The sequence below is a fragment of the Asanoa sp. WMMD1127 genome (assembly GCF_029626225.1).
Taxonomy (GTDB): Bacteria; Actinomycetota; Actinomycetes; order Mycobacteriales; family Micromonosporaceae; genus Asanoa.
In genome coordinates this window covers 3,512,819-3,534,759 of the sequence record NZ_JARUBP010000001.1, presented here as the reverse complement: position 1 = coordinate 3,534,759, position 21,941 = coordinate 3,512,819, and the positions used below count along the sequence as shown (strand labels likewise).

Sequence of the window (21,941 nt, the reverse complement as noted above, 5' to 3'; positions counted from 1 at the left end):
CGCGCCTGTTTCAGCCCACTGTCAGCGTCGCCGCGATCGGCAGGTGGTCGGACGCCTCGGTGCGCGGCGCGACGACGTCGGTCACCGCGACGGCCGGCGACACCAGCAGGTGGTCGATCTGCTCACGCGGCGCGTCGGCGGGCGACGTCGGCACCGGCCGTGCGGCCGCGAACCCGTCGACCAGCCCGGCGTCCGTGAAGACCGCGAACGCCGGGTCGCCCGGCTGGGTGTTGAGGTCTCCCCCGACGACCAGCGGACGGCCGGCCGCGAACCCGCGGGCGAACGCGGCCACCTCCCGCGCCTGGCTCACCGGGCCACCGTCCGGCGGCGGCTGCAGGTGGGTCGAGACGACCGCCACCTCCGTCCCACCCGCGTCGAGCACGACACCGAGGGCCTGGGCCCCCGTCGGCGCGCCGACCGAGCGCAGCCGGGTGGTCGCGGTGTAGACCACCGGCAGCCGGGTCAGCACCGCGTCGCCCCACACCGCGTCGGCCGCCGGGGCGAACCGGTAGGGCATGCCGAGCCGGTCGGCCAGCAGCGCGACCGTGTCATGGCCGCCGTTGAGCAGCCAGGCGCGGTCGACCTCGCTCAGCAGCACGACGTCCGGCCGCTCGGCGCGGATCGCGTCCGCCAGTCCAGGCAGGTCGAACCGCCCGTCGAGCCCGAAGCCCATCCGGATGTTGTAGGCCACGACCCGGATCGCGCCCGGCGTCGCGGTGCCACCGGCTGCGCTCGCCCCGATCGGCATCAGCAGCCCGGCCAGCAACGTGACCACGACGGCGGCCGGGGCAAGGGCCCAGGACCGGGACACCTCGACGAAGCGGTACGGGGGCCGGGCCACGACGATCGCGACGAGCGCCGCGACCGCGGGCGGCACCCACTCGTTGGGGTAGCCGATGTCGTAGGAGGCGTAGTAGGCGACCGCCGCGACGGCGAACACCGTCATGCCGCCGACCGCCGCGTATCCGCGTACCGGCGCGAGTTCGGTGCCGACGGCACGCACGCCGGTCGCGCACAGCACCAGGCCGAGACCCAGCGCGGTGGTGGGGATGGCCACCATGAGGCCGGCGCCCCAGGACAGCGCGAACGCCAGTGTGCCGGCGACGAGGACGGCCGCACCGGCCACCGCCACCAACGCGCCGGGCCGCGGCAGCAACGCGCCCGCCGCCAGCAGGCCGACCGACAGCGCCGACAGGACGGCGGTGGCGACCGGGAAACCCGGGCCCGGACCGGCGATCCCGGGCTCCTCGCCGAGCGCGTAGGAGACCGCCGTGCCGGCCAGCGCGGGCGAGCCGGCGACCATCGTCCACAGCAGCAGCACCGGCCCGACGGCGAACCAGGCCGCCGATCCGCTTGGCTGGTCGGTCAATGCCGGCTGTGCGACGACGAATGCCAGGCACAGCAGGGCAATCACCGACCATGCGAACACCCCGCCGCGCCAGGTGAGGTCGAACGTGCCGACGGCGGCGTGCAGCGCGGTGCCCACCGCGAGGCCGGAAACCAGTCCCGGCACCGGTGTCGGGCCGGTGACGGCGACCGCCGCCAGCCACACCAGGCCGGCCAACAGACCGGCGCTGGCGACGTACAGCTGTGCCTGTCCACCGTTCGTGGCGAGCAGCCCGAGCCGGCAGCCGGCGAGGGCGACACCGGCGGCCAGCGCCACACCGCGCGGGCCGAGGGGCCGCAGCAACGGGACGACGGCGATCGCGCCGACGAACCAGAGCAGCGCGAACCCACCCATCAGCTCGGCCGGCGTCGACGCGGCCTGGCCGAAGATGGTGATGATCGACGGGAGCCAGACGCGCAGCACGTCCGTCAGCAGGACGATGCCCAGCGCGATCGCGGCGGTGGTGAGGAAAGGGCGGCGCACCCGAGCAATTCTCGGCAGCCCGCGGGCCGCCGTCTACCGCCTGTCGGTCAGGGGTCCACAGCGGACCGGGCACAGACGAAGGCGCCCACCATCCGGTGGGCGCCTTCCCCGTCTCGTCCGGTCAGCGGGCCTTCTTGGCCGGCGCCTTCCGGGCCGGAGCCTTCTTGGCCGCGGCGGTGGTGCGGGCCGTCGTGGTCTTCTTGGCGGCCGCGCTGCTGGTCTTCTTGGCGGTGGCCGCCTTGCGGGCGGTCGTCGACTTCGTCGCCGTCGACTTGGCGGCCGTCTTGGCGGGAGCGGCCTTCTTCGTCGCGGTGGCGGTCTTCTTGGCCGCGGCCGCCTTCGTGGCGGTCGTCGACTTCGCGGGCGTCGCCTTCGCCGTGGTGGCCTTGGCGGTGGTCTTCTTGGCGGCGGCCGCCTTCGGCACGCGGCCGGCGGCGACCATCTCCTTGAAGCCGGCGCCGGCGCGGAACGCCGGAACGGACGTCTTCTTGACCTTCACCGCTTCACCGGTGCGCGGGTTGCGGGCTGTTCGGGCACCACGCACGCGCTTTTCGAAGACACCGAAACCGGTGATGGCCACCCGGTCTCCCTTGGTGACCGCCTGCTGGACCTCGGCGAGGACCGCGTCGAGCGCCGCCGTCGCCGTCTTCCGGTCCCCCAGGCGAGCGGCGAGCGCCTCGATGAGCTCGGCTTTGTTCACAACTTCCCTCCGATGTTTTCATGGCCTCAACGCGAGCCATTCTGCGCGCACCGTATGCCCATTGTCATCGGTACACAAACATCTCGCCGAAAAAAGCCGTTGTGTCGTAACGGATTCGCCCCCTCCGGTGGGACCGGAGGGGGCGAATTCGGCGCTGGGATCGGCCGTAGGGCCGAGGAAGGGCTAGCCGATTGCCGGCAGAAAAGCCGGTCGACGCTGCTCATACTCCGTGATTTCCGCCTCGTGGCGCAAGGTCAGGCCGATGTCGTCGAGCCCTTCGAGGAGCCGCCAACGGCTGAAATCGTCGAGCGGGAACGCCCAAACGTGGTCACCCGCACGGAGTTCGCGGCGCTCCAGGTCGACGGTCACCGACGTGGTCGGATCCGCTTCGACGAGCGCCCACAGCTGTTCCACAGCGGGCAGTTCGAGCTCGACCGGCAGCAGGCCTTCCTTGAGGGCGTTGCCACGGAAGATGTCGCCGAACCGCGGCGAGACGACGGCGCGGAAACCGTGGTCCCGCAAGGCCCACACCGCGTGCTCGCGCGATGACCCGGTGCCGAACTCCGGACCGGCCACGAGCACCGTGCCGCCGGCGTACGCCGGGTCGTTGAGGACGAACGACGGGTCCTCGCGCCAGGCGCTGAACAGACCGTCGGCGAAGCCGGTGCGGGTCACCCGCTTGAGGTACACCGCCGGGATGATCTGGTCGGTATCCACGTTGGACCGCCGCAGCGGGACGGCGGTGCCGGTGTGCACGGTGAACTTCTCCATGTTTCCTTCTCTCCCTGGTGTCGCCGACGTCACAGGTCCGCCGGCGACGCCAGCCGACCGCGCACGGCGGTGGCGGCGGCGACGGGTGGCGAGACGAGGTGGGTGCGGCCGCCGCGGCCCTGACGGCCCTCGAAGTTGCGGTTGGACGTGGAGGCGCAACGCTGGCCGGGCGAGAGCGTGTCGGGGTTCATGCCCAGACACATGGAGCAGCCGGCGAACCGCCACTCGGCGCCCGCGTCGGCGAAGACCTTGTCGAGGCCCTCCATCTCGGCGGCCTCGCGCACCGCGGCGGAACCGGGCACCACGAGCATGCGTACGCCCTCGGCGACCCGATGGCCGCGGATCACCTCGGCCGCGGCGCGCAGGTCCTCCAGCCGCCCGTTGGTGCAGGAGCCGACGAACACCACGTCGACCGCGAGGTCGCGCATCGGCGTGCCGGGCGTCAGGGCCATGTATTCCAGCGCCCGCGTCGCCGCCACGCGTTCCGCGTCGGACTCGAAATCGGCCGGCGCCGGGACGCTGCTGTTCAACGGAACGCCCTGGCCGGGGTTGGTGCCCCAGGTGACGAACGGGCTGATCCGGGTGGCGTCGAGGGTCACCTCGGTGTCGAAGACCGCGCCGTCGTCGGTCGGCAGGCTGCGCCAGTGGTCCAGGGCGGCGTCCCAGGCGTCACCCTGCGGCGCGTACGGCCGGCCCTTGAGGTAGGCGTAGGTGGTCTCGTCCGGCGCGATCATGCCGGCCTTGGCGCCCCACTCGATGGACATGTTGGCGATCGTCATCCGCCCCTCCATCGAGAGGTTGCGGATCGCCTCGCCCCGGTATTCCACGATGTGGCCGCGGCCGCCGCCGGTGCCCACCTGCGCGATCAGCGCCAGCACAAGGTCTTTGGCGGTCACGCCGGGCGCCAGGTCGCCGACCACGTTGACGGCCATGGTCTTCGGCCGGCTCTGCGGCAGCGTCTGGGTGGCCAGCACGTGCTCGACCTCGCTCGTGCCGATGCCGAACGCCAGCGCGCCGAAAGCGCCGTGGGTGGCGGTGTGTGAGTCGCCGCACACGATCGTCATGCCGGGCTGGGTCACCCCGAGCTGCGGGCCGATGACGTGCACGATGCCCTGGTTGTCGTCGCCCAGCGGGTGCAGCCGGATGCCGAACTCGGCGCAGTTGCGGCGCAGCGTCTCGATCTGGGTCCGCGACGTCGGGTCGGCGATCGTCAACGGGTCGCCGCGCCGAAGGTTGAACGCCGGGTCGCTGTAACCCGTGGGTGTGTTGTGGTCCTCGGTCGCCAGCGTGAGATCGGTGCGCCGCACCGTGCGGCCCGCGGTGCGCAGCCCGTCGAACGCCTGCGGGCTCGTCACCTCGTGCAGGAGGTGCAGGTCGATGAAGAGCAGATCCGGCTCGCCCTCGGCGGATCGCACCACGTGAGCGTCCCAGACCTTCTCGGCCAGGGTCCTCGGCGTCGTTGGCTTCGGAGTGACTCCCACCATCTGGACATCCTAAATTCTGGGAGGTATGTTTCGGCTTGTGGGACACAGTATGAGCGGTGTCGGCGTCCTCGACAAGGCGGTGGTGATCCTCGCGGCCTGTGTCGACGGCGCCAGCCTGGCCGAACTCGTGGAGCGGACCCGGTTGCCCCGGGCCACCGCCCACCGCTTGGCGCAGGCGCTGGAGATCCATCGCATGCTCGTGCGCGACACACAGGGACGCTGGCGCCCCGGCCCCCGCCTGGGCGAGCTGGCCAACGCGGCGCCCGATGTGCTGCTCACCGCCGCCGAGCCGCTGCTGTCCGCATTGCGAGACGCGACGGGCGAGAGCGCCCAGCTCTATCTGCGCCGTGCCGACGAACGGATCTGCGTCGCCGCCGCGGAACGCGCCAGTGGCCTGCGCGACACGGTGCCGGTCGGCTCGGTCCTACCGATGACGGCCGGCTCGGCCGCCCAGATCCTGCTCGCCTGGGAGCCGCCGGAGGCGGTCATGCCCCTGCTGCCACGCTGCAAGTTTACCGGCAGGACACTCGCGGAGGTCCGGCGTCGCGGTTGGGCCCAGAGCGTTGCCGAGCGGGAGCCTGGCGTGGCCAGCGTCTCGGCCCCCATCCGTGACCGGACCGGGCGCGTGATCGCCTCGATCAGCGTCTCGGGACCCATCGAGCGGCTCGGCCGCCGCCCCGGCGACCGCCACGCGATGGCTGTGGTCCGCGCCGGCCAACGCCTCTCCGGCCTCTGACCTTTTAGGACAGGGCCCGCTTAGCGATTTCCCTTGCACAAGGCGAGTCTGCTGACGAGATGAGGCGACCGGCCGTGCCACGGCTCCAGCAGGACCCGCGAGGCGGCGGGCTGCAGGACCGCAGGCCCCGAGAACCGCAAAGCGGCGGGGCCACACGGCCCGAGGCGGCAGCCGCAGGACCGCGGGCCCACACGCCGCCAGGGCCGCGACGCGGCACGCCGCAACACCGCAAGGCTGCGGACCGCAACGCGGCACTGGCGCGAGACGACGGGACCGCGTGGCCGCGAGACGACGAGCCGCAAGGCGGCATTGTCGCGGACGCGAGACGGCGGACCGCAGGACCCGCAAGGCCGCAAGCGCTCAAACCGCGGCGCGGCACGAAACGGCGGTGCCGCAAGCCGGAAGGCTTCAGGACCGCAAGGCGGAAGGCTTCAGGACCGCGAGGGGGCGGGTCATAAGACCGCATGTTGGCGGGCCGCGAAGCAGCGGTGGTGCAGGCCGCACAGCCGCGATACGACGGCCCGGGGGCGCAAGGCGGTGGAGACGCGAGGCGGCGGGCCACAAACACCGCAAGGTGGTGGGGGCCGCGAAGCCGTGCGGCAGCGAGCCCGCGGGCGGCAGGGCGGCAGGGCGGCAGGGCGGCAGGGCGGCAGGGCAGCAGGGCAGCCAGCCCGCGACCCGCACGGCGGCGAGGCTACGGGACAGCGGAGCCGCGAAGCCGCGAGCACGTGGCCCGCAGCGTCGCCGCAAACGTTATGACCGGAAAGGTCATGAGCCGGTCGATCACGCGGCCAGCGGGGGCGGCGAGGCGGCGAATCGCCCTGACCTTCCGGCTGCCTAAGCGGCGGAACTGTGCTGTAGGGCAGGGCCGGTAGGCCGGCGACGCCGCCAAGGCCCCGAAGCGACAAAGCCGCGGCGCTGTAAGGCCGATCGCGTGGCAAGGCCCCGCAGGGCGGCGGCGCCGGGGCCGGGATCACGAGGTTGCCAGGCGAGCGCCGGTTGGGGCGGTCTGGCTGCGGCTGCGCGGTGGTGGTCGGTCTCACCGGGCAAGGCTCTGGCTGCGCGGGTGGCGCGCGCTGGCTCCTGCGGTGCACGGTCTGACTGCGCTGGCGGTGGCTTCCGGACGCGCCGGGCTCTTCACAGATCATGTGCATCGCACCAGGACACGTGGGGGCGATTCGCATGATCGTGTGAAGCTCACCGGGATGCTTCACGGCGCGTCGCCCAGACCTGCTGCACTTGATCATGAAGGCAATGGGCCAGCCGCCAGACCAATTGCACACGATCATGGCCAAGGTTCAGGTGCGCACGGCTACCGCGGGCCTGGCAAGCGGAGCGAAGCGCAGCGATCCCCGGCGGGAGCAACGGTCGCGCCCACGGCGGACCCGGGAAAGCCCGCTCTTGATCTGGATCCAAGACAAAAGCAAAACCCCCCGAGCAATCTCGGAGGGTTTCCCTGTGTAGCCCCGATGGGATTCGAACCCACGCTACCGCCTTGAGAGGGCGGCGTCCTAGGCCGCTAGACGACGGGGCCAGGACTTCCGATGTCGCGGTGGCGACGGAGCCGAACTCTACCAGAGTCCAACACCGGTGCCATCTCGGCATCGTTGCTGGGGTACCAGGACTCGAACCTAGACTAACTGAACCAGAATCAGTTGGGCTGCCAATTACCCCATACCCCAATGGCGCTGGAAGCGCCGAGTGAGAACTTTACCGGAGGGGGTGGCGGCCGCCAAATCCACCACCCCCCGGGTCGACGTCATTCGATGGCTGTGACCGGGTTGACCAGCTCACCGATGCCTTCGATCCGCACCGAGACGGTTTCGCCGGCGAGGATGGGGCTGACTCCGGCGGGTGTGCCGGTCAGGATCACGTCGCCCGGGCCGAGGGTCATCACGTGGGAGACGTAGGACACGATCGTCGGGATGTCGAAGACCATGTCGCGGGTGTTGCCGAGTTGGCGGACCTCGAGCTCCTCCGGTGGCCGGCCGACCTCGCAGCGGACCTCCAGGTTGCTGACGTCCAGGTCGGTGACGATCCACGGGCCGATCGGGCAGAAGGTGTCGAATCCCTTGGCCCTGGTCCACTGGCCGTCGGTGCGCTGGAGATCGCGCGCGGTCACGTCGTTGGCGCAGGTGTAGCCGAAGATGGCCCGCTCGGCGCCGGCCCGGTCGACCCGGCGGGCGCCCTGGAGGCCGATCACCACGGCCAGCTCGGCCTCGTGCTCGACCTGCTTGGACTGGATCGGCAGCTCGATCGCGTCACCGGGCCCGATGACGGACGACGGGGGCTTGAGGAAGAGCAGCGGCTCCTTGGGCACCTCGTTGCCCAGCTCGGAGGCGTGCTCGACATAGTTGCGGCCCACCGCGATGATCTTGCGGGGCAGCATCGGGGGCAGCAGCCGCACGTCGGCCAGGGCCCAGCGCCGGTTGGTGAACTTGATCTCGCCGAACGGCAGGCCCTCGATCTCGGCCACGGTCAGCGCCTCGGGTCCCGCGCCGGCCTCACCCTCGACCACGCCGAAGGACTGCCCGTTGGAATGGGCGAACAAAGCGATACGCACGCCTCAAATCTAGCGGCCGGGCCCAGCGCTCCCATCCGGGGCGGCACATCGACCTTGTTCGGTTTTCGCACCCGGGGCACTCCGGCCACGTGAGGATCTGGGCATGACTGACAAAGCTATGCGCTACACCGACCAGGAGCGCGACACCCTGCGCAACGCGGCGATGGGCGCGATGATGCTGGTTTCCAAGTCCGATCCAGGGATCATGAGCACGATCAAGGAGATGATGGCGGGCGGCAAGGCCCTCCGCAGCGCCTCCCCCGAGATGCAGGAGATCTTCAAGGGCAGCGGCGGCATGCCGAAGATGCCCAAGGGCTCGTCGGCCGACATGGAGAACAACGTCATGTCGATGCTGCAGCAGTCGCAGCAGATCCTGGCGAAGTCGCCGCAGGACCTGCAGAACTTCCGCAGCACCATCATGAACGTCTGCGACCAGGTCGCGAACGCGCAGGGTGGGGTCAGCGGCAACGAGATGGCCACCATCAACAAGATCCGGTCCGCGCTGGGCGCCTGACCCGAGCGTCGGCGGTGGCGCCGCGGGCACTCCAGGACGCGGCGCCACCGCTGGCTACGCTGGGCCGATGACGGTTCTGGCGCGGCACATCTGGGTCGCCCGCCGGCACGCGCACGAGCAGCGGGTCGACGGGTGGACCGGCCCGCACCTGAGCCGCCGCAAGGCCGGCCGCCGGCATCCCGTCGAGGACTTCCTGTTCACCTACTACTCCCACCGGCCGGCCCAGCTGCGCCGCTGGCACCCGGGCGCCGGCGTGGTGCTGGCCGATGCCACCGTCGAGGACCTCGGCCGGGACTACGTCGCCGGGCCCGCGGGCGTCACCGTCGACATCGAGGGGGTACGCGCGCGGCGGGCCGACTCGATCCCCTGGATCCGCGCCCTGCTCGCCAACACCGCCGCCCGCCCGGCCCAACTGGGCTGTTTCGGGCTGCACGAGTGGGCGATGGTCTACCGGCAGACCCAGCAGGAGATCCGGCACGACGCCTGGCCGCTGCGGCTCTCCCCCGCGGCCACCGCGGCCGTGGTCGAGGAGCGCGGGGTGCGGTGCAGCCACTTCGACGCGTACCGGTTCTTCACGGCGCCGGCCCGGCCCCTCAACGTGCTGACCCCGACCCGCGAGCGCCAGCATGAGCTCGAGCAGCCGGGCTGCCTGCACGCCAACATGGACCTCTACAAGTGGGCCTACAAGCTCTCCCCATTGGTGCCCAGCGAGCTCGTGGCCGACTGTTTCGCGCTGGCCCGCGACATCCGGGCCCTGGACATGCGGGCGAGTCCGTACGACCTGGCGGAGCTGGGCTATGCGCCGGTGCGGATCGAGACCGCGGCCGGGCGGGCCGAGTACGCCACCGCCCAACGCGCGTTCGCCGACGCGGCCGCGAGCCTGCGCGCCCGCCTGGTCGCCGCGATCGACGCGATCTAGCCGGCCCGCTGCTTCTGGTAGTGCCGCCGGGCCCGGGCCCGGTTGCCGCACATCCGGCTGTCGCACCACTGTCTACTGTGGTTGCGGCTCTCGTCGACGAACAGCCAGCCGCAGGTCTCCCCCGGGCACTGCTTGAGCGGCGGGGCGTCGGGTGAGCCGAGCACCGCCACCGCGTCCACGGCCGCCTCCCAGGCCGGCACGTCGAGCCCGGTCCAGCCGGGGCGGAAGCCGCGCCCGGCGCCCACGCCCACCCGCACCTGGCGCAGGCCGGCCCGGAACGCCCGGTCCAGCACGGCCACGTCGGCGCCGTCGGGCTCCACGCCGGCCGCGACCGCGGAGAAGAGCCGGAACAGCGCCTCCCGCAGGTTGAGCGCCCTCTCCAGGGCGGCCCGGGCAGCGGTCGGGTCGGCGGTCGCCTCGGCCTCCAGGGCGGCCAGGGCGGCGTCGTCGATCCCGCCCGCGTCGCGCACGTAGCCGGCGAGCCCGTGGTAGTCGGCGAGCCGCTCGATCGGCTCGCCGGAGCGGCGCCACAGCACGCTGTTGACCAACGCCAGCGACAGCCGGCCGCCCAGGGCGTGCGCGATCGGCCGGGCGGGCCGCAGTTCGACGCTCAACACCCTAACGAGTCTAGGAGGCTTGACCTGTTAAACCGGCGAGCCGTACCGTCCCTAACGTGTATTCGACGTCACGCTCATTAGAAGGCGACGTCCTGATCCAGGACGTCAGCTATCCGGGACCGACCGGCGAGCCCGTCCACGCCTGGCTGGTCGAGCCGGCGGCGCCGGGCCGTTACCCGGGGGTGCTTTACCTCCACTGGTACGAGCCACCCAACCCGACCAGCAGCCGCCAGGAGTTCCTCGACGAGGCGGTGGCCCGGGCCCGGCAGGGCGCCGTCGCGCTGCTGCCCGACCTGCGCTTCCCGTGGGCCGGAGAGGTGGTCGGCGACCAGCGCGACCTCGACGGCGTGCTGGCGCAGACGGCCCAGCTGCGGGCCGGCCTCGACCTGCTCACCGCCCGGCCCGACGTCGACCGGGTGGCGATCGTGGGGCACGACTACGGCGGCATGTACGGGCTGCTGCTGGCCTCCGCCGCGCCCGAGCAGCTGCGCGCCGTGGTCGCGATGAACGTCGACGCCACCTTCGGCAACTGGTTCGCGACCTACTTCCTGGGCCTGGCCGCCGACGCCACGGTCGCCTACGAGCGGCTCTTCACGGCGGTCGACCCGATCCGGTTCCTCGCGGACCGCGGCGGCGTGCCCCTGCTGCTCCAGTTCGGCGTGCCGGACCCGTTCGTGCCCGACTCCACGCGCCGGGCGCTCCTGTCGGTGGCCGCGCCGCCCACCGACTGCCGCCTCTACCCGGGCGCCGGCCACGAGCTCGACGCGGCCGCACGGGCCGACCGGGAGGCCTGGTTGACCGCGAAGCTGGCGGGTTAGCCGCCCCCGGCGATGATCCGGTCGGCCGCCTGGGACGCCTGCTCGATCGGGATCGCGAACCCGATGCCGATCGAGCCCCCGCCCTCCAGCGACGCGATCGCGGTGTTCACGCCGACGACCTCGCCGCGCCCGTTGACCAGCGGCCCGCCCGAGTTGCCGGGGTTGATCGACGCGTCGGTCTGGATGGCCGTCTGGCTGCGGCCGCTCTTGCCCAGCTTGACCACCCGGTCGAGCGCGCTGACGATGCCCGCCGTGACTGTGCCGGACAGGCCCAGCGGCGTGCCGACCGCGATCACCGGCTCCCCGACCTGGGTCGTGCCGGGCTTGGCCAGCGGCAGTGCCTTGAGCCCGGTGGTCGGCGGCACCTTCAGCACCGCGATGTCGCGGTCGGGGTCACGACCGACCAATGTGGCCGGTATGCGCCGGCCCGACGGCGTCTCCACGTAGACGGCCTTGGGCTCGCCGGCCCCGAGGGTGTGGTCGTTGGTGACGATGTTCTGGTTGCCGTCCAGCGCGAACCCCGAGCCCGCGGAGGCGCTGCCGTCGGCCTCGCGGACCTCTACCGACACCACGCCCGCCAGGGTGTTGTTGGCCGCCGCGATCATGTCGCCCGGCACCCCGCCGGCCGCCGCGCTGGGCGTGGGCGACGGCTGGGCGCCGTCGCGGCCGTCCTCACGGGCGACGTAACCGCCGGCGAGCCCGCCGGACACCGCGGAGACCACGAGCACCGCCGCGCCCGCCAGCGCCGCCCGTCGCCAACCGGAGGTCGAGAACGACCGCCGCTTCCCGGGTACGGGCGGCCGACCGCTCCCGCCGCCGGCCCAGTCGAGGTCGGGCGAGACGTACTCCGGGCCGCGCGGCTCGCCAAGACCCGGTGGTCTCGTCGGTGTGGTCGTCATCGCCTCGCTCCTCCTCACGGGATCCTGGAGAACCAGAGCATCGACGCGAGCGCGGTGATCATCGCCAGGATCAGCGCCAGTCCGATGTAGCGCGCCGAGACGTCCGCGCGCTCGTGCACGTAGCCCACCGACGTGCCGATGTCGGCGTACACCGCGCGCAGTTCCTCTTTGGAGTCGGCCTCGTGGTAGCTGCCGTTGGTCTTCTCGGCCACGCCGCGTAGCGTCTCGCCGTCGACGGGCACCGACATCGCGACGCCGCCGCGGCGGGCGATCTCGCCGGCGGTGGTGCCGAAGGAGATGGTGTCGACCGGGATGCCCGCGGTGTCGGCCTCGACGGCCGCCTCGTCGGGGTCGCGGCCGGACGTGTTGGCCCCGTCGGAGAGGAGCACGATGCGGGCGGGCGGCGGGTCCTTGTCGGCGCGCGCGTCGATGCTGCGGATCGCGTCCAGCGAGGTGGTGATCGCCTCGCCGATCGCGGTGCCGCCGAGGCCGGCCGTGGTCTCGGATAGCCGGTCCACGCCGGCCTTGAACACGTCCCGGTCGGTGTTGGGCGGCACGACCACGGTGGCGTTGCCGGCGAACGCGACCAGGCCGACGTTGAAGTGGCCGGGCAGCTCGTCGGCGAACTCGCGGGCCGCCTCCTTGGCCGCCTGCAGGCGGTCGGGATGCACGTCGGTGGCGAGCATGGACGCCGACACGTCGACCGCGATCATCACGGTCGCGCGTTCCTTGGGCACCCGCACCTCGTCGGTCGGGCGGGCGAAGCCGACGACCAGCAGCGCGAGCATCGACAGGAACAGCGCGGCCGGCACGTGCCGGCGCCAGGCCGGGCGGGTCGGCGCGACCTTGTCGAGGAGCCGCAGGTTGGTGAAGCGCACGGCATAGCGGCTGCGCCGCCGCTGCATGACGGCGTACGCGATGGCGAGCGCGGCCACGCCGACCAGCAGCCAGAGCCGGCCGGGGTTGAGGAACGCGACGTCGGGCACGCCGTTCACCCGGCACCTCCGGCGGGCCGCGGGCGGGCCGGCGCGGCCGCGGCCCGCCGGCGCTGGTGGAGCACGTAGTGCACGATGTCGGCGACCCAGTCCCGATCCGTCCGCAGTGGAAGGTGGCTGGCACCGGTGCGGCGCAGGGCGGCGGCCACCGCCGCACGCTGCTCCTTGGCGGCCGCCGCGTAGCGCTCGCGCAGCTTGCGGTTGCCCGTCGAGACCTCGCGCCGGCGGCCGGTCTCCGGGTCGACGAGCGTGATCAGGCCGACGTCCGGCAGGTCGAGCTCGCGCGGGTCGGTCACCTCGACGGCCAGCACCTGGTGGCGCGCGGCGAGCAGCTTGAGCGGTCGTTCCCAACCGAGGTCGTCGTCGAGGAAGTCGGATACGACCACGGCCAGTCCCCTGTGGATCGCGGAACGCTGCAGCCCCTCGATGGCGGTGGCCAGGTTGGTCGTCACGGTGTCGGCCGCGTCCCGGTCGGCGCCGAGCAGGTCGTGCAGCAGGGCCTGGAGGTGCACGCGGCCGGTGCGCGGCGGGACCCGCCGGATGCCGTCGCGCCGCAGCACGTGCGCGCCGAGCCGGTTGCCGGCGCCGGCGGTCAGGAAGCCGACCGCCGCCACGGCCGCAACGGCCAACTCCCGCTTCTCCACCTCGGCGGTGCCGAAGTCCATACTGGCCGAACCGTCGACCAGCACCCAGGTGGTCAGCTCCCGGTCGGCGTCGACCTCCCGCACGTGCGGCACATTGGTCCGAGCCGTGACGGCCCAGTCCATCCAGCGCACCTCGTCCTCACCCGGCCGGTACTCCCGCGACCCCGCGAACTCCGACCCAGGACCCGGCAGCAGGCCGAGATACTGGCCCTGCAACATCCCGTCGAGCCGGCGGGTGACCATCAGCTCGAGCCGGCGCAGCCGCTCCTCCGGCGCCAGCTGCCGCACGGTCGTCGCGGCCGCGCGCCCGCTCACGCCGCCGCCAGTCCCCGAAGCTCCGCGTCGGTCTCCGTGGCCAGGTGCGGCGGCGGGACCACCTCGACGAGCTTGTCCACGACGGACTCCGCGGACACCCCGTCGGCGACGGCGTCGAAGGACAGCACCAGCCGGTGGGCGATCACCTCGGTGGCCAGCTCGCGGACGTCGTCCGGCACCACGTAGTCCCGGCCGCGCAGCAGGGCCAGCCCGCGGGCGGCGGCGACCAGGCCGAGGGTGGCCCGCGGGCTCGCGCCGTACGCGAGCTGCTTGGCCACCTCGATCAGGCCGAACCGCGTCGGCTCGCGGGTGGCCAGCACGAGGCGGACGACGTACTCGGCGATGGCGTGGTGCACGAAGACCTTGCGGTTGAGGCCCTGCAGCTCGCGCAGGCGGGCCGGGTCGAGCACGCGGCGGGGCTGAGGCCGCTCGCCGCTCATCCGGTAGAGGATGCCGAGCTCCTCCTCGTCGGTCGGGTAGCCGACGACGACCCGCATGAGGAAGCGGTCGCGTTGCGCCTCCGGGAGGTGGTAGACGCCTTCCGACTCGATGGGGTTCTGGGTCGCCAGGACCAGGAACGGCTCGGGTACGGGCCAGCTCCGGCCGCCGATCGAGACCTGGCGCTCGGCCATCGCCTCCAGCAGCGCCGACTGCACCTTGGCCGGGGCCCGGTTGATCTCGTCGGCCAGGACGAGGTTGGCCATCACCGGGCCGAGCTCGACGTCGAAGGACTCGGTCGACGACCGGTAGATCCGGGTGCCGACGATGTCGGACGGGACCAGGTCGGGGGTGAACTGGATGCGGCTGAAGGTGCCGCCGACCGTCTCGGCCAGCGTCTGCGCCGCCAGCGTCTTGGCCACGCCAGGCACGCCCTCCAGCAGGCAGTGCCCGTCGGCCAGCAGGGCGACGACCAAGCGCTCCACCAGCTTGTCCTGCCCGACGATCACCCGTTTGACCTCGAAGAGCACCTCTTCCAGCACGGCGCCGGTGCGGTGCGCGGCGGCCGGGTCGGAGCCGGCCGCGTATGCCTCGTCGGGAGTCTCCTCCGCGAAGTCGAACTCGGACGGAGGCGGCAGGCTGGGCGTCATGATGTCGAGACTCCCGGTTGACCACCGGCTTGGTAGCCCTTTTAGCCCAATTTGTTGGTGATCATTTTAATTTGCGCAGCTCAGCCACGAAAGTCGGCAGATCGCGCAGCCGCTCGGTGGCCGTGCGGTCGAGGTCGTCGATGGCGAACGGCCCTGGATCAAGGTCGCCGAGCGTCCGTTGGAGACGCTCGGCGAGGCGGCTCAGCATGAGTCCGGCCCGCCGGGCGAGGCGGTCCCCCACCGGCGGGAGACGGCCGCCATGGGCTTCGTAGGCGTTGGCGTCGACACCGAAGGAGTACGCGGCGTGGGCGGCGACGAGGCCGGCGCTGTCGGGGCCGGCGCCGTCCCAGTCGATGATCACCGGGCCGGTCGGGGTGAGCAGGACGTTCCAAGGCTCGAGATCGCGATGGGTGAACACGTAGTCGCCGGCGGCGCGGAAGGCGGCGGCCACCCAGTCCGTCGTCTCGGCGAGGTCGTCCAGCCGGCGGGCGAGGATGTCGGCCCAGGGGCGGCGCCGGCCGGCCGCCAGCCACTGGGCCCAACGCTCGGGCGGGTGGATGCCGTAGACGACCGGCTCCGCCTCCGGCAGGGGGCGCAGGGCGTGCAGCCGGGCCAGGGTGGTGCCGAGCCAGTCGGCCAGGTCGTCCGTGGGCCGCGCCGGGCGGCCGTCGACCCATTCGGACACGCGTACCAGGCTGTTGTCGGGCAGGCGGGTGGCGCAGCCGAACGCGGGGCTCAGGGGCGCGAGCTGGCGCGGCACCGGGATGCCGGCCGCGGCGGCGTCCTTCTCGAAAGCCATCGCCGCCGCGCGCTCGGCCGGCCAGTCCCCCGGGACGTCCTTGACCAGGAACTGTCGGCCGTCAGTGGTCAGCTGCCAGGTGCGGCTGCTGGAGTACGCGTGCGGGCGGAGCGTGGCGCGCTCGGCGGGCAGGCCGAAGGCGGCGCAGACGGCTTCCACCTCGACGGGCACCGGGCGACCATACCGCCACATCCGCAGGGTGGATCTTCCCTGGAAGCGCACCATTCCTCCACACGGGCTGGTTAGCGTGCTCTGTGTGTGGACGACGGGCCAGCAGATCGGCGCCGCGCCCGACCAGCGGGGGCGGTCGGTCGCGGCGACAGTGGGTTGCTGGCTCGCCGTCACACCGGGTGCGGCGCTGGCGGCCGTACGACTCGCCGGGCTCGAGCGCGGCCCGCTGGTGCACCTGGTGGCCTACACGCCGTACGCGGCGGGGCTCAGCGTGCTGCCACTTGTCGGCGCGCTGGCGATGCGGCGGTGGCGGGCGGCCGCGGTGGCGGCGGCCGCACTGGTCGCGCTGACCGGCGTGGTGCTGCCGCGGGCGGTGGCGGGGACGGCGGCCGATGTGGGCGGGCCGCGGCTGCGGGTGCTGACCGCCAACATCAAGCACGGTGAGGCCGATCCGGCGGCGCTGGTCGAGCTGGTCCGCCGGCACCGGGTCGACGTGCTCGCCGTGCAGGAGCTCAACGCGGAGTTCATCAAGGCGTTCGACGCGGCGGGGATCCAATCTGTGCTGCCGCACCGGATCGTCGACGACCCGGCGATCTACGTCAACGGTGGGCTCTACTCCCGGCTGCCGTTGACGGGCGTCGGGGTGCACAAGGACGACTCGGGTTTCACGCAGGCCTACGCGACGGTCACTGTGGACGGTGCCGCGCCGTTGGTGATCGAGTCGGTGCACTCCTGCGCGCCGCTGAGCCTGGCCGACGTGCCGTGCTGGTTCGCCGGGCTGCGCGGCCAGCAACCGGCCACACCGGACGGTCCGGTGCGGCTGTTGATGGGCGACTTCAACGCCACATTGGACCACTCACCGATGCGGGCGTTGCTGGCCACCGGTTACGAGGACGCGGCGGCGAACACCGGGCGGGGCCTGCGCGGGACGTGGCGACCGATCGACCACGGCTTCTCGCTGCCGCCGATCGCGATCGACCACATCCTCATCGACCCACGCCTGGCCGTCCGCTCCTACGAGGTGTGGCCGCTGCCGGGCAGCGACCACAGCGCCGTCTTCGCGGAAGTCTCGTTGCCGCCGGCCTAGCTGTTGTTGGCGGCCGGTTGCCGGTTGAGGCCGTAGGTGAGCGCGTCGACGAGGGCGTGCCAGCTCGCCTCGACCACGTTCTCGTGCACGCCGACCGTGGTCCAGTCGCGGCCCTTGCCGTCGTGGGTCTCCACCAGCACGCGGGTGACCGCCTCGGAACCGTGCGAGCCTTCGAGGATGCGCACCTTGTAGTCGGCGAGCACGAAGCTGGCCAGCTCCGGGTAGTGCTTCGACAGGGCCAGCCGCAGCGCCTCGTCGAGCGCGTTGACCGGGCCGTTGCCCTCGGCGGTGGCGATGACGCGCTCGCCGCGTACGCGGACCTTGGCCGTCGCCTCGGAAACCACCGCGCCGTCCTCGCGGTGCTCGACCAGCACCCGGTAGGACTCCAGCGCGAACGGCCGCGGCACCTCGCCGAGCTCGCCGCGGACGAGCAGCTCGAAGCTCGCGTCGGCGGCCTCGAACGACCAGCCGCCGGCCTCGAGGTCCTTGACCCGCTGGGTGACCCGGGACAGCTCGGTCGGATGGCCGGCCAGGTCGATGCCGAGCTCGCGGCTCTTGAGCTCGATGCTGGCCCGGCCGGCCATCTCGGTGACCAGGATCCGCATGTCGTTGCCGACGACCGAGGGCTCGACGTGGTTGTAGAGCAGGGGATCCACTTTGATCGCGCTCGCGTGCAGGCCCGCCTTGTGGGCGAACGCCGCCGCTCCCACGTACGCCTGGTGGGTGTCGGGTGCGATGTTGGCGATCTCGGCGATGGAGTGGGAGACCCGCATCGCCTGTTCCAGGCAGCCCTCCGGTAGGACAGGCAGGCCCAGCTTGAGTTGCAGGTTCGCGACGACGGCGAACAGGTCGGCGTTGCCGGGGCGTTCGCCGTAGCCGTTGGCGGTGCACTGGAAGTGCTCGACGCCGGCCTCGACCGCGGCGACCGTGTTGGCGACCGCGCAGGAGGTGTCGTTCTGGCAGTGGATGCCGAGCTGGTCCGGGCGCACGCCCAGGCGCGCGGAGAGGTCCTCGATCGCGGCGGTGATCCGGCTCGGCAGCATCCCGCCGTTGGTGTCGCACATGACGACCCGCTCGGCGCCGCCGTCGAACGCGGCCCGCACGACGGCCGCCGTGTATTGCGGGTCGTGCCGGAAGCCGTCGAAGAAGTGCTCACAGTCCAGGAAGACGCGGCGGTCGTTCTTCACGAAGTGGGCGACCGTCTCGCGGACCATCGCGAGGTTCTCGTCGCCGGTGGTGCGCAGCGCCCGCTCCACGTGGCGGATGTCGGACTTGGCGACCAGGCAGACGGCCGGCGTCTCGGCGTCGAGCAGCGCGCGCACCTGCGGGTCCTCGTCGACACCGACACCGGCCTTGCGGGTGGCCCCGAACGCGACCAGCTGTGCGTGCTTGAGGTCGAGCTCCTTGCCCGCGCGCTGGAAGAACTCGGTGTCCTTGGGCATCGCGCCGGGCCAGCCGCCCTCGATGAAACCGACGCCGAACTCGTCGAGCAGGCGGGCGACGGCGAGCTTGTCGACCACCGAGTAACTGATCCCCTCGCGCTGTGCCCCGTCGCGCAGCGTGGTGTCGTACACCTGGTAGGGCATGGTCCTGGTTCCTCTCCGGAAGCGGTGGGGCCTGGCGCCGCAACAAAAAGACCCCCCGCGAATGCGGGAGGTCTGCGCGCTCGGCGGTGTGGGATGCCGGCGCGCTAGCTGCCAATAATGAGGGCAAGCGGTGTCACGCTCCGTACTTTGCCATGGCCACGCCGTGACACCAAACGGTTGACCACATGTCGGGATCACCCGTTGGTGGTTTTCGCCCTTGGTGTGCCGGGTACGAGCTTGCGATGGATTCCACTAACCCTTCGCCGACCCCACCGTCCGGCGCCTCCGGTGGCGTACCGACCGGCGCCTTCGACCCGTGGTCGTTCCGCGACGAGGCGGGCGTGACGGGCTCGGACCTGGTGGGCTACAAGGTGTCGGCGAGCGACGGCGACACTGGCAAGATCGACAGTGCGAGCGACGAGGTGGCCGCCAGCTTCCTGGTGGTCGACACCGGCACGTGGATCTTCGGCAAGAAGGTCATGCTGCCCGCCGGTGTGGTCAAGAGCGTCGACCACGCGGAGCGGCGCGTGCACGTCGACCGGAGCAAGGACCAGATCAAGGACGCGCCGGAGTACGACGAGTCGGCGCCCGCTGACGACACCTACCGGAACCGGGTCGGTGGTTACTACGGCGGGACGTACGGCGGGCTGTAGCCGCCGTTGTTCGTGTCCGATGTGGAGTGTGCCGGGTGGGATAATCTGCTCGGCATGGAGCTGAACCGGTCCTACTCGTTCGACGGCGTCTTCAACTTCCGCGACATCGGTGGCTACGCCGCCCTGGACGGCCGCACCGTCCGGTGGCGGCGGGTGTTCCGATCCGACTCGGTGCACCGCGTGTCTTCGGCGGAGCTGCCCGCGCTGGGCGTGCGCACGGTCCTCGACCTGCGCCGCCCACGCGAGGTGGCCCGCGACGGCCGGGTGGTCGACTATCCCGGCCTGTCCTACCGGCACATCCACCCGGAGCACCCCGAGTGGGCGGTGTCGGGGCCTTCGGAAGAGGTTGACCGGTTCATCGCCGACCGCTACCGGGAGCTCGCGGAGCTGGGCACCGCGGGCATCGGCGCGGCGCTGAAGGTGATCGCGGACCCCGACGCGGCGCCGGTGCTCGTCCACTGCGTGGCCGGCAAGGACCGCACCGGCGTGGTGTGCGCGCTGACGCTGTCCTTGCTCGGCGTGAGCGACGACGACGTGGCGGCGGACTACGCCCTGAGCACCGAGGCGTCGGAACGCTTCTCGGCGTGGATACGCTCGACAATCCCGACGTCGGAGCCGCTGCCGGCCCCGTTCATGGCCTCCCCCGCGGCGGCGATGCTGCTGTTCCTGAAGGAGCTGCGGGATCGGCACGGCTCGGTCGAGGCGTACGCCCGTCACGCCGGCCTGACTCCCGAAGATTTGGCCGCCCTGCGGTCGCACCTGTTGACAGACGGGGAGCGCCCGTAGCCGCGCCGCTCCCCGTCCTGGCGTTACTTCTTGATGGGCTCGAGGCAGAGCACGTCGCCCTTGCCGCCCTCGGTCCCCGACCAGAACCACGCGGTCGCGCTGGGCTGAGCGACACAGCCGTTGAAGTTCTCGCCGGCGGCGTCGAAGTCCTCCTCGCGGACGTCTTCGACCTCGCTCACGACCCGCCACTCCGCGGCCGCGTCGTCGCAACCGACAACCTTGATCTTGTCCGACTCCTGCCCGACCAGACAGTCACCGGTCGAGGCGATCGACGGGTCACCGGTCGCGACCGACCAGATGAAGCCGACCACCAACACCAGAACCAGCCCGACGATGCTGAACAGGAATTTCCGAAGGGCGATCCGCTTGTTGCTCGGCCTGGTCGGATCGGCCATCTGCGGCCCATCCGCGGGAAACGCGCCGGGAGGCGGAGGGGTGAAGGTGGGCAACGTACCGCCGGGCGGCGGCGTAGGCGCCCCCGCCGGCTGCTGCGGCTGCTGCGGCGCGGGCGGCGGGGTCGTGGACTGCTCGGACACGATGTTCCTCTCGAAGATCAAACTCCGAACGGGAGGCTAGATGATCAATCCCAACCGCGCCGCACCGGGTTGATCATCTATTCGGCGAACATCAGCCATCTAACGGATGAGGTCGATGCCGCGTCTGCGTGCCGGTCGCGCGTCGCCGACGCCCCCGGGAGCGCTCGGTCGCGCTTCCGCCCTGCGATCCGCCACCCGGATTCGGCGTGTATTACGGTCGCGTCGTCCGCATCAGGGTCGTGGAAGCGTTGAGCACCAGCCGCTTACATTCAAATTGATACATCAGTGGATGGCGCGGTTGGTTCGAAGTGTTGCCGGTCGGGAGCGCCCGGCGCACCGGTCTGGGCGATGGCGCCGGCCGCTACAGCGCTGTCGTGGAGGCAATCGCGGCGGCCGACGTGACCGAGGCCGAGACGCTCGGCCAGGCTGCCGCAAAGGCACGCACCGCAACCCACGAAACCAAGGCGCAGCCGCCCAGCCAAGCCGCCGCAGCGGCACGGACCGCAACCCGCAAAACCAAGGCGCAGCCACCCAGCAGGCTGCCGCAAAGGCACGCACCGCAAACCACGAATCCCAACGCGCGCCCGCCCAGCCAGGCCGCCGCAAAGGCACGCACCGCGACCTAAGTGACCGAGGCGCAGCCGCCCAGCCAAGCCGCCGCAAAGGCACGCACCGCAACCCACCAGACCAAAGCGCAGCCACCGGCCAAGCCGCAACTCAGAAGACCATCGCCCAGCCGCCCAGCCCCCTGCGGCAAAGGACGCACCGCGACCTATGTGACCGAGGTTGGCACAGCGGCGCCGTAGGCGGCGGTCGACAGGCCCGGGCCGCACTGACGGCGCGACGCCGGCCATCCGTAGATGGCCGGCGTCGGTCGGTATCACTTCTTGAGCGGCTCCAGGCAGAGCACGTCGCCGCTGCCGCCCTTCTTGCCTGACCAGAACGATGCCGTTGCGGTCGTGTAGGAGGTGCAGCTGGTGTCGTCCTGCGTCGCGTTGTAGTCCGCTTCGCTGACGCCCTCGACCTTGCCCACGACCTTCCATTCGGCGGTCGCGTCGTCGCAGCCGACGATTTTGATGTCGTCTGCCTGCTGGCCGATGAGGCAGTCGCCGGACTTGGCCATGGTGGGGTCGCCGCTGGCGAACGCCCAGATGATGCCGCCCACGATCAGGACCGCCGGTACCGCGACGATGCGCAGGATGAGGTTCCGGATCTGCTTGCCCTTGCCGGACTTGACCGGTTCAGGGGCCGGCGCGCCGGGCTGCGGGCCGGTGGCGGGCGGGGCAGCGACCGGTGCGGCGGGCGGAGGGGTGGTGACCTCGTCGGACACGAATATTCCTTTCGATGGATTCCGACGGGAGACGCTAGATCATGCCCGGCACGGCTGTCG

21 protein-coding genes, 2 tRNA genes and 1 pseudogene are annotated in these 21,941 nt (G+C 71.8%); 8 read left to right on the top strand and 16 right to left on the bottom strand.

Annotated features, from left to right (window positions below):
- Positions 1–10 precede the first annotated feature (10 nt).
- The 4 genes from O7635_RS16800 to leuC form a co-directional block, all read right to left on the bottom strand.
- Positions 11–1,870 (bottom strand): endonuclease/exonuclease/phosphatase family protein, encoded by a 1,860-nt coding sequence (locus O7635_RS16800; protein WP_278081373.1) that lies wholly within the window; start codon positions 1,868–1,870, stop codon positions 11–13.
- Between the two features lie 121 nt (positions 1,871–1,991).
- The gene (locus O7635_RS16795) at positions 1,992–2,570 is read right to left on the bottom strand and encodes an HU family DNA-binding protein (RefSeq protein ID WP_278081372.1); all 579 of its coding nucleotides are present in this window, start codon (positions 2,568–2,570) and stop codon (positions 1,992–1,994) included.
- Positions 2,571–2,753: 183 nt separating this feature from the next.
- Positions 2,754–3,341, bottom strand: coding sequence for a 3-isopropylmalate dehydratase small subunit (leuD, locus tag O7635_RS16790; protein ID WP_278081371.1), 588 nt, complete (start codon positions 3,339–3,341; stop codon positions 2,754–2,756).
- A 29-nt stretch (positions 3,342–3,370) separates the two neighbouring features.
- The gene (leuC, locus tag O7635_RS16785) at positions 3,371–4,825 is read right to left on the bottom strand and encodes a 3-isopropylmalate dehydratase large subunit (protein ID WP_278081370.1); all 1,455 of its coding nucleotides are present in this window, start codon (positions 4,823–4,825) and stop codon (positions 3,371–3,373) included.
- Positions 4,826–4,874: 49 nt separating this feature from the next.
- On the opposite strand from leuC, the gene O7635_RS16780 reads away from it, so the two are divergent.
- Positions 4,875–5,561: an IclR family transcriptional regulator gene (locus O7635_RS16780; RefSeq protein ID WP_089254997.1), complete on the top strand. Its 687-nt coding sequence runs from the start codon at positions 4,875–4,877 to the stop codon at positions 5,559–5,561.
- Between the two features lie 1,461 nt (positions 5,562–7,022).
- Here O7635_RS16780 and O7635_RS16775 read toward each other — a convergent pair.
- The 3 genes from O7635_RS16775 to O7635_RS16765 all read right to left on the bottom strand — a co-directional run bounded on the left by O7635_RS16775 (position 7,023) and on the right by O7635_RS16765 (position 8,124).
- Positions 7,023–7,095, bottom strand: a tRNA-Glu gene (locus O7635_RS16775).
- Positions 7,096–7,171: 76 nt separating this feature from the next.
- Positions 7,172–7,243, bottom strand: a tRNA-Gln gene (locus O7635_RS16770).
- Positions 7,244–7,320: 77 nt separating this feature from the next.
- The gene (locus tag O7635_RS16765) at positions 7,321–8,124 is read right to left on the bottom strand and encodes a fumarylacetoacetate hydrolase family protein (RefSeq protein ID WP_278081369.1); all 804 of its coding nucleotides are present in this window, start codon (positions 8,122–8,124) and stop codon (positions 7,321–7,323) included.
- Positions 8,125–8,227: 103 nt separating this feature from the next.
- On the opposite strand from O7635_RS16765, the gene O7635_RS16760 reads away from it, so the two are divergent.
- Both O7635_RS16760 and O7635_RS16755 read left to right on the top strand, forming a co-directional pair.
- Positions 8,228–8,638 (top strand): hypothetical protein, encoded by a 411-nt coding sequence (locus O7635_RS16760; RefSeq protein ID WP_278081368.1) that lies wholly within the window; start codon positions 8,228–8,230, stop codon positions 8,636–8,638.
- A 67-nt stretch (positions 8,639–8,705) separates the two neighbouring features.
- A complete protein-coding gene (locus tag O7635_RS16755; protein ID WP_278081367.1) occupies positions 8,706–9,557 on the top strand; it encodes a 3-methyladenine DNA glycosylase in 852 nt (283 codons plus the stop codon).
- Here O7635_RS16755 and O7635_RS16750 read toward each other — a convergent pair.
- Positions 9,554–10,174, bottom strand: a complete 621-nt coding sequence (locus O7635_RS16750) for a CGNR zinc finger domain-containing protein (RefSeq protein ID WP_278081366.1) — start codon at positions 10,172–10,174, stop codon at positions 9,554–9,556. The two genes, O7635_RS16755 and O7635_RS16750, sit on opposite strands and share 4 nt — an antisense overlap.
- Positions 10,175–10,230: 56 nt before the next feature.
- On the opposite strand from O7635_RS16750, the gene O7635_RS16745 reads away from it, so the two are divergent.
- Positions 10,231–10,992 carry an alpha/beta fold hydrolase gene (locus O7635_RS16745; RefSeq protein ID WP_278081365.1) on the top strand — a complete coding sequence of 254 codons (762 nt, stop codon included), beginning with the start codon at positions 10,231–10,233 and terminating at the stop codon, positions 10,990–10,992.
- On the opposite strand, the gene O7635_RS16740 is transcribed toward O7635_RS16745, so the two are convergent.
- From O7635_RS16740 to O7635_RS16720, 5 genes and pseudogenes are all read right to left on the bottom strand, one after another.
- Complete coding sequence (locus O7635_RS16740) at positions 10,989–11,891, bottom strand: trypsin-like peptidase domain-containing protein (RefSeq protein ID WP_278081364.1); 903 nt, start codon at positions 11,889–11,891, stop codon at positions 10,989–10,991. The genes O7635_RS16745 and O7635_RS16740 overlap by 4 nt on opposite strands.
- A 14-nt stretch (positions 11,892–11,905) precedes the next feature.
- A complete protein-coding gene (locus O7635_RS16735) occupies positions 11,906–12,877 on the bottom strand; it encodes a VWA domain-containing protein (protein WP_278085499.1) in 972 nt (323 codons plus the stop codon).
- Positions 12,878–12,882: 5 nt separating this feature from the next.
- Positions 12,883–13,845, bottom strand: a complete 963-nt coding sequence (locus O7635_RS16730) for a DUF58 domain-containing protein (RefSeq protein ID WP_278081363.1) — start codon at positions 13,843–13,845, stop codon at positions 12,883–12,885.
- Positions 13,842–14,810: pseudogene (locus tag O7635_RS16725) on the bottom strand (MoxR family ATPase); the annotation flags it as partial. The gene O7635_RS16730 and the pseudogene O7635_RS16725, both read right to left, overlap by 4 nt.
- Positions 14,811–14,994: 184 nt before the next feature.
- Entirely contained in the window at positions 14,995–15,903 is a 909-nt protein-coding gene (locus tag O7635_RS16720) for an aminoglycoside phosphotransferase family protein (RefSeq protein WP_278081362.1), read from the bottom strand.
- A 151-nt stretch (positions 15,904–16,054) separates the two neighbouring features.
- Between O7635_RS16720 and O7635_RS16715 the strand changes: the two genes are divergently transcribed.
- Positions 16,055–16,990 carry an endonuclease/exonuclease/phosphatase family protein gene (locus O7635_RS16715; protein ID WP_278085498.1) on the top strand — a complete coding sequence of 312 codons (936 nt, stop codon included), beginning with the start codon at positions 16,055–16,057 and terminating at the stop codon, positions 16,988–16,990.
- On the opposite strand, the gene cimA is transcribed toward O7635_RS16715, so the two are convergent.
- On the bottom strand, positions 16,987–18,576 hold the full coding sequence (gene cimA / locus O7635_RS16710; RefSeq protein ID WP_278081361.1) for a citramalate synthase: 1,590 nt from the start codon (positions 18,574–18,576) through the stop codon (positions 16,987–16,989). The two genes, O7635_RS16715 and cimA, sit on opposite strands and share 4 nt — an antisense overlap.
- Before the next feature lie 242 nt (positions 18,577–18,818).
- On the opposite strand from cimA, the gene O7635_RS16705 reads away from it, so the two are divergent.
- Positions 18,819–19,229, top strand: a complete 411-nt coding sequence (locus tag O7635_RS16705) for a PRC-barrel domain containing protein (protein ID WP_278081360.1) — start codon at positions 18,819–18,821, stop codon at positions 19,227–19,229.
- Positions 19,230–19,283: 54 nt separating this feature from the next.
- Positions 19,284–20,015, top strand: coding sequence for a tyrosine-protein phosphatase (locus O7635_RS16700; protein ID WP_278081359.1), 732 nt, complete (start codon positions 19,284–19,286; stop codon positions 20,013–20,015).
- Positions 20,016–20,038: 23 nt separating this feature from the next.
- Here the strand turns inward: O7635_RS16700 and O7635_RS16695 are convergent, their stop codons facing one another.
- Entirely contained in the window at positions 20,039–20,551 is a 513-nt protein-coding gene (locus O7635_RS16695; RefSeq protein WP_278081358.1) for a hypothetical protein, read from the bottom strand.
- Between the two features lie 374 nt (positions 20,552–20,925).
- On the opposite strand from O7635_RS16695, the gene O7635_RS16690 reads away from it, so the two are divergent.
- Positions 20,926–21,177 (top strand): hypothetical protein, encoded by a 252-nt coding sequence (locus O7635_RS16690; RefSeq protein ID WP_278081357.1) that lies wholly within the window; start codon positions 20,926–20,928, stop codon positions 21,175–21,177.
- 254 nt (positions 21,178–21,431) lie between these two features.
- Here the strand turns inward: O7635_RS16690 and O7635_RS16685 are convergent, their stop codons facing one another.
- Entirely contained in the window at positions 21,432–21,881 is a 450-nt protein-coding gene (locus tag O7635_RS16685) for a hypothetical protein (protein WP_278081356.1), read from the bottom strand.
- Positions 21,882–21,941 lie beyond the last annotated feature (60 nt).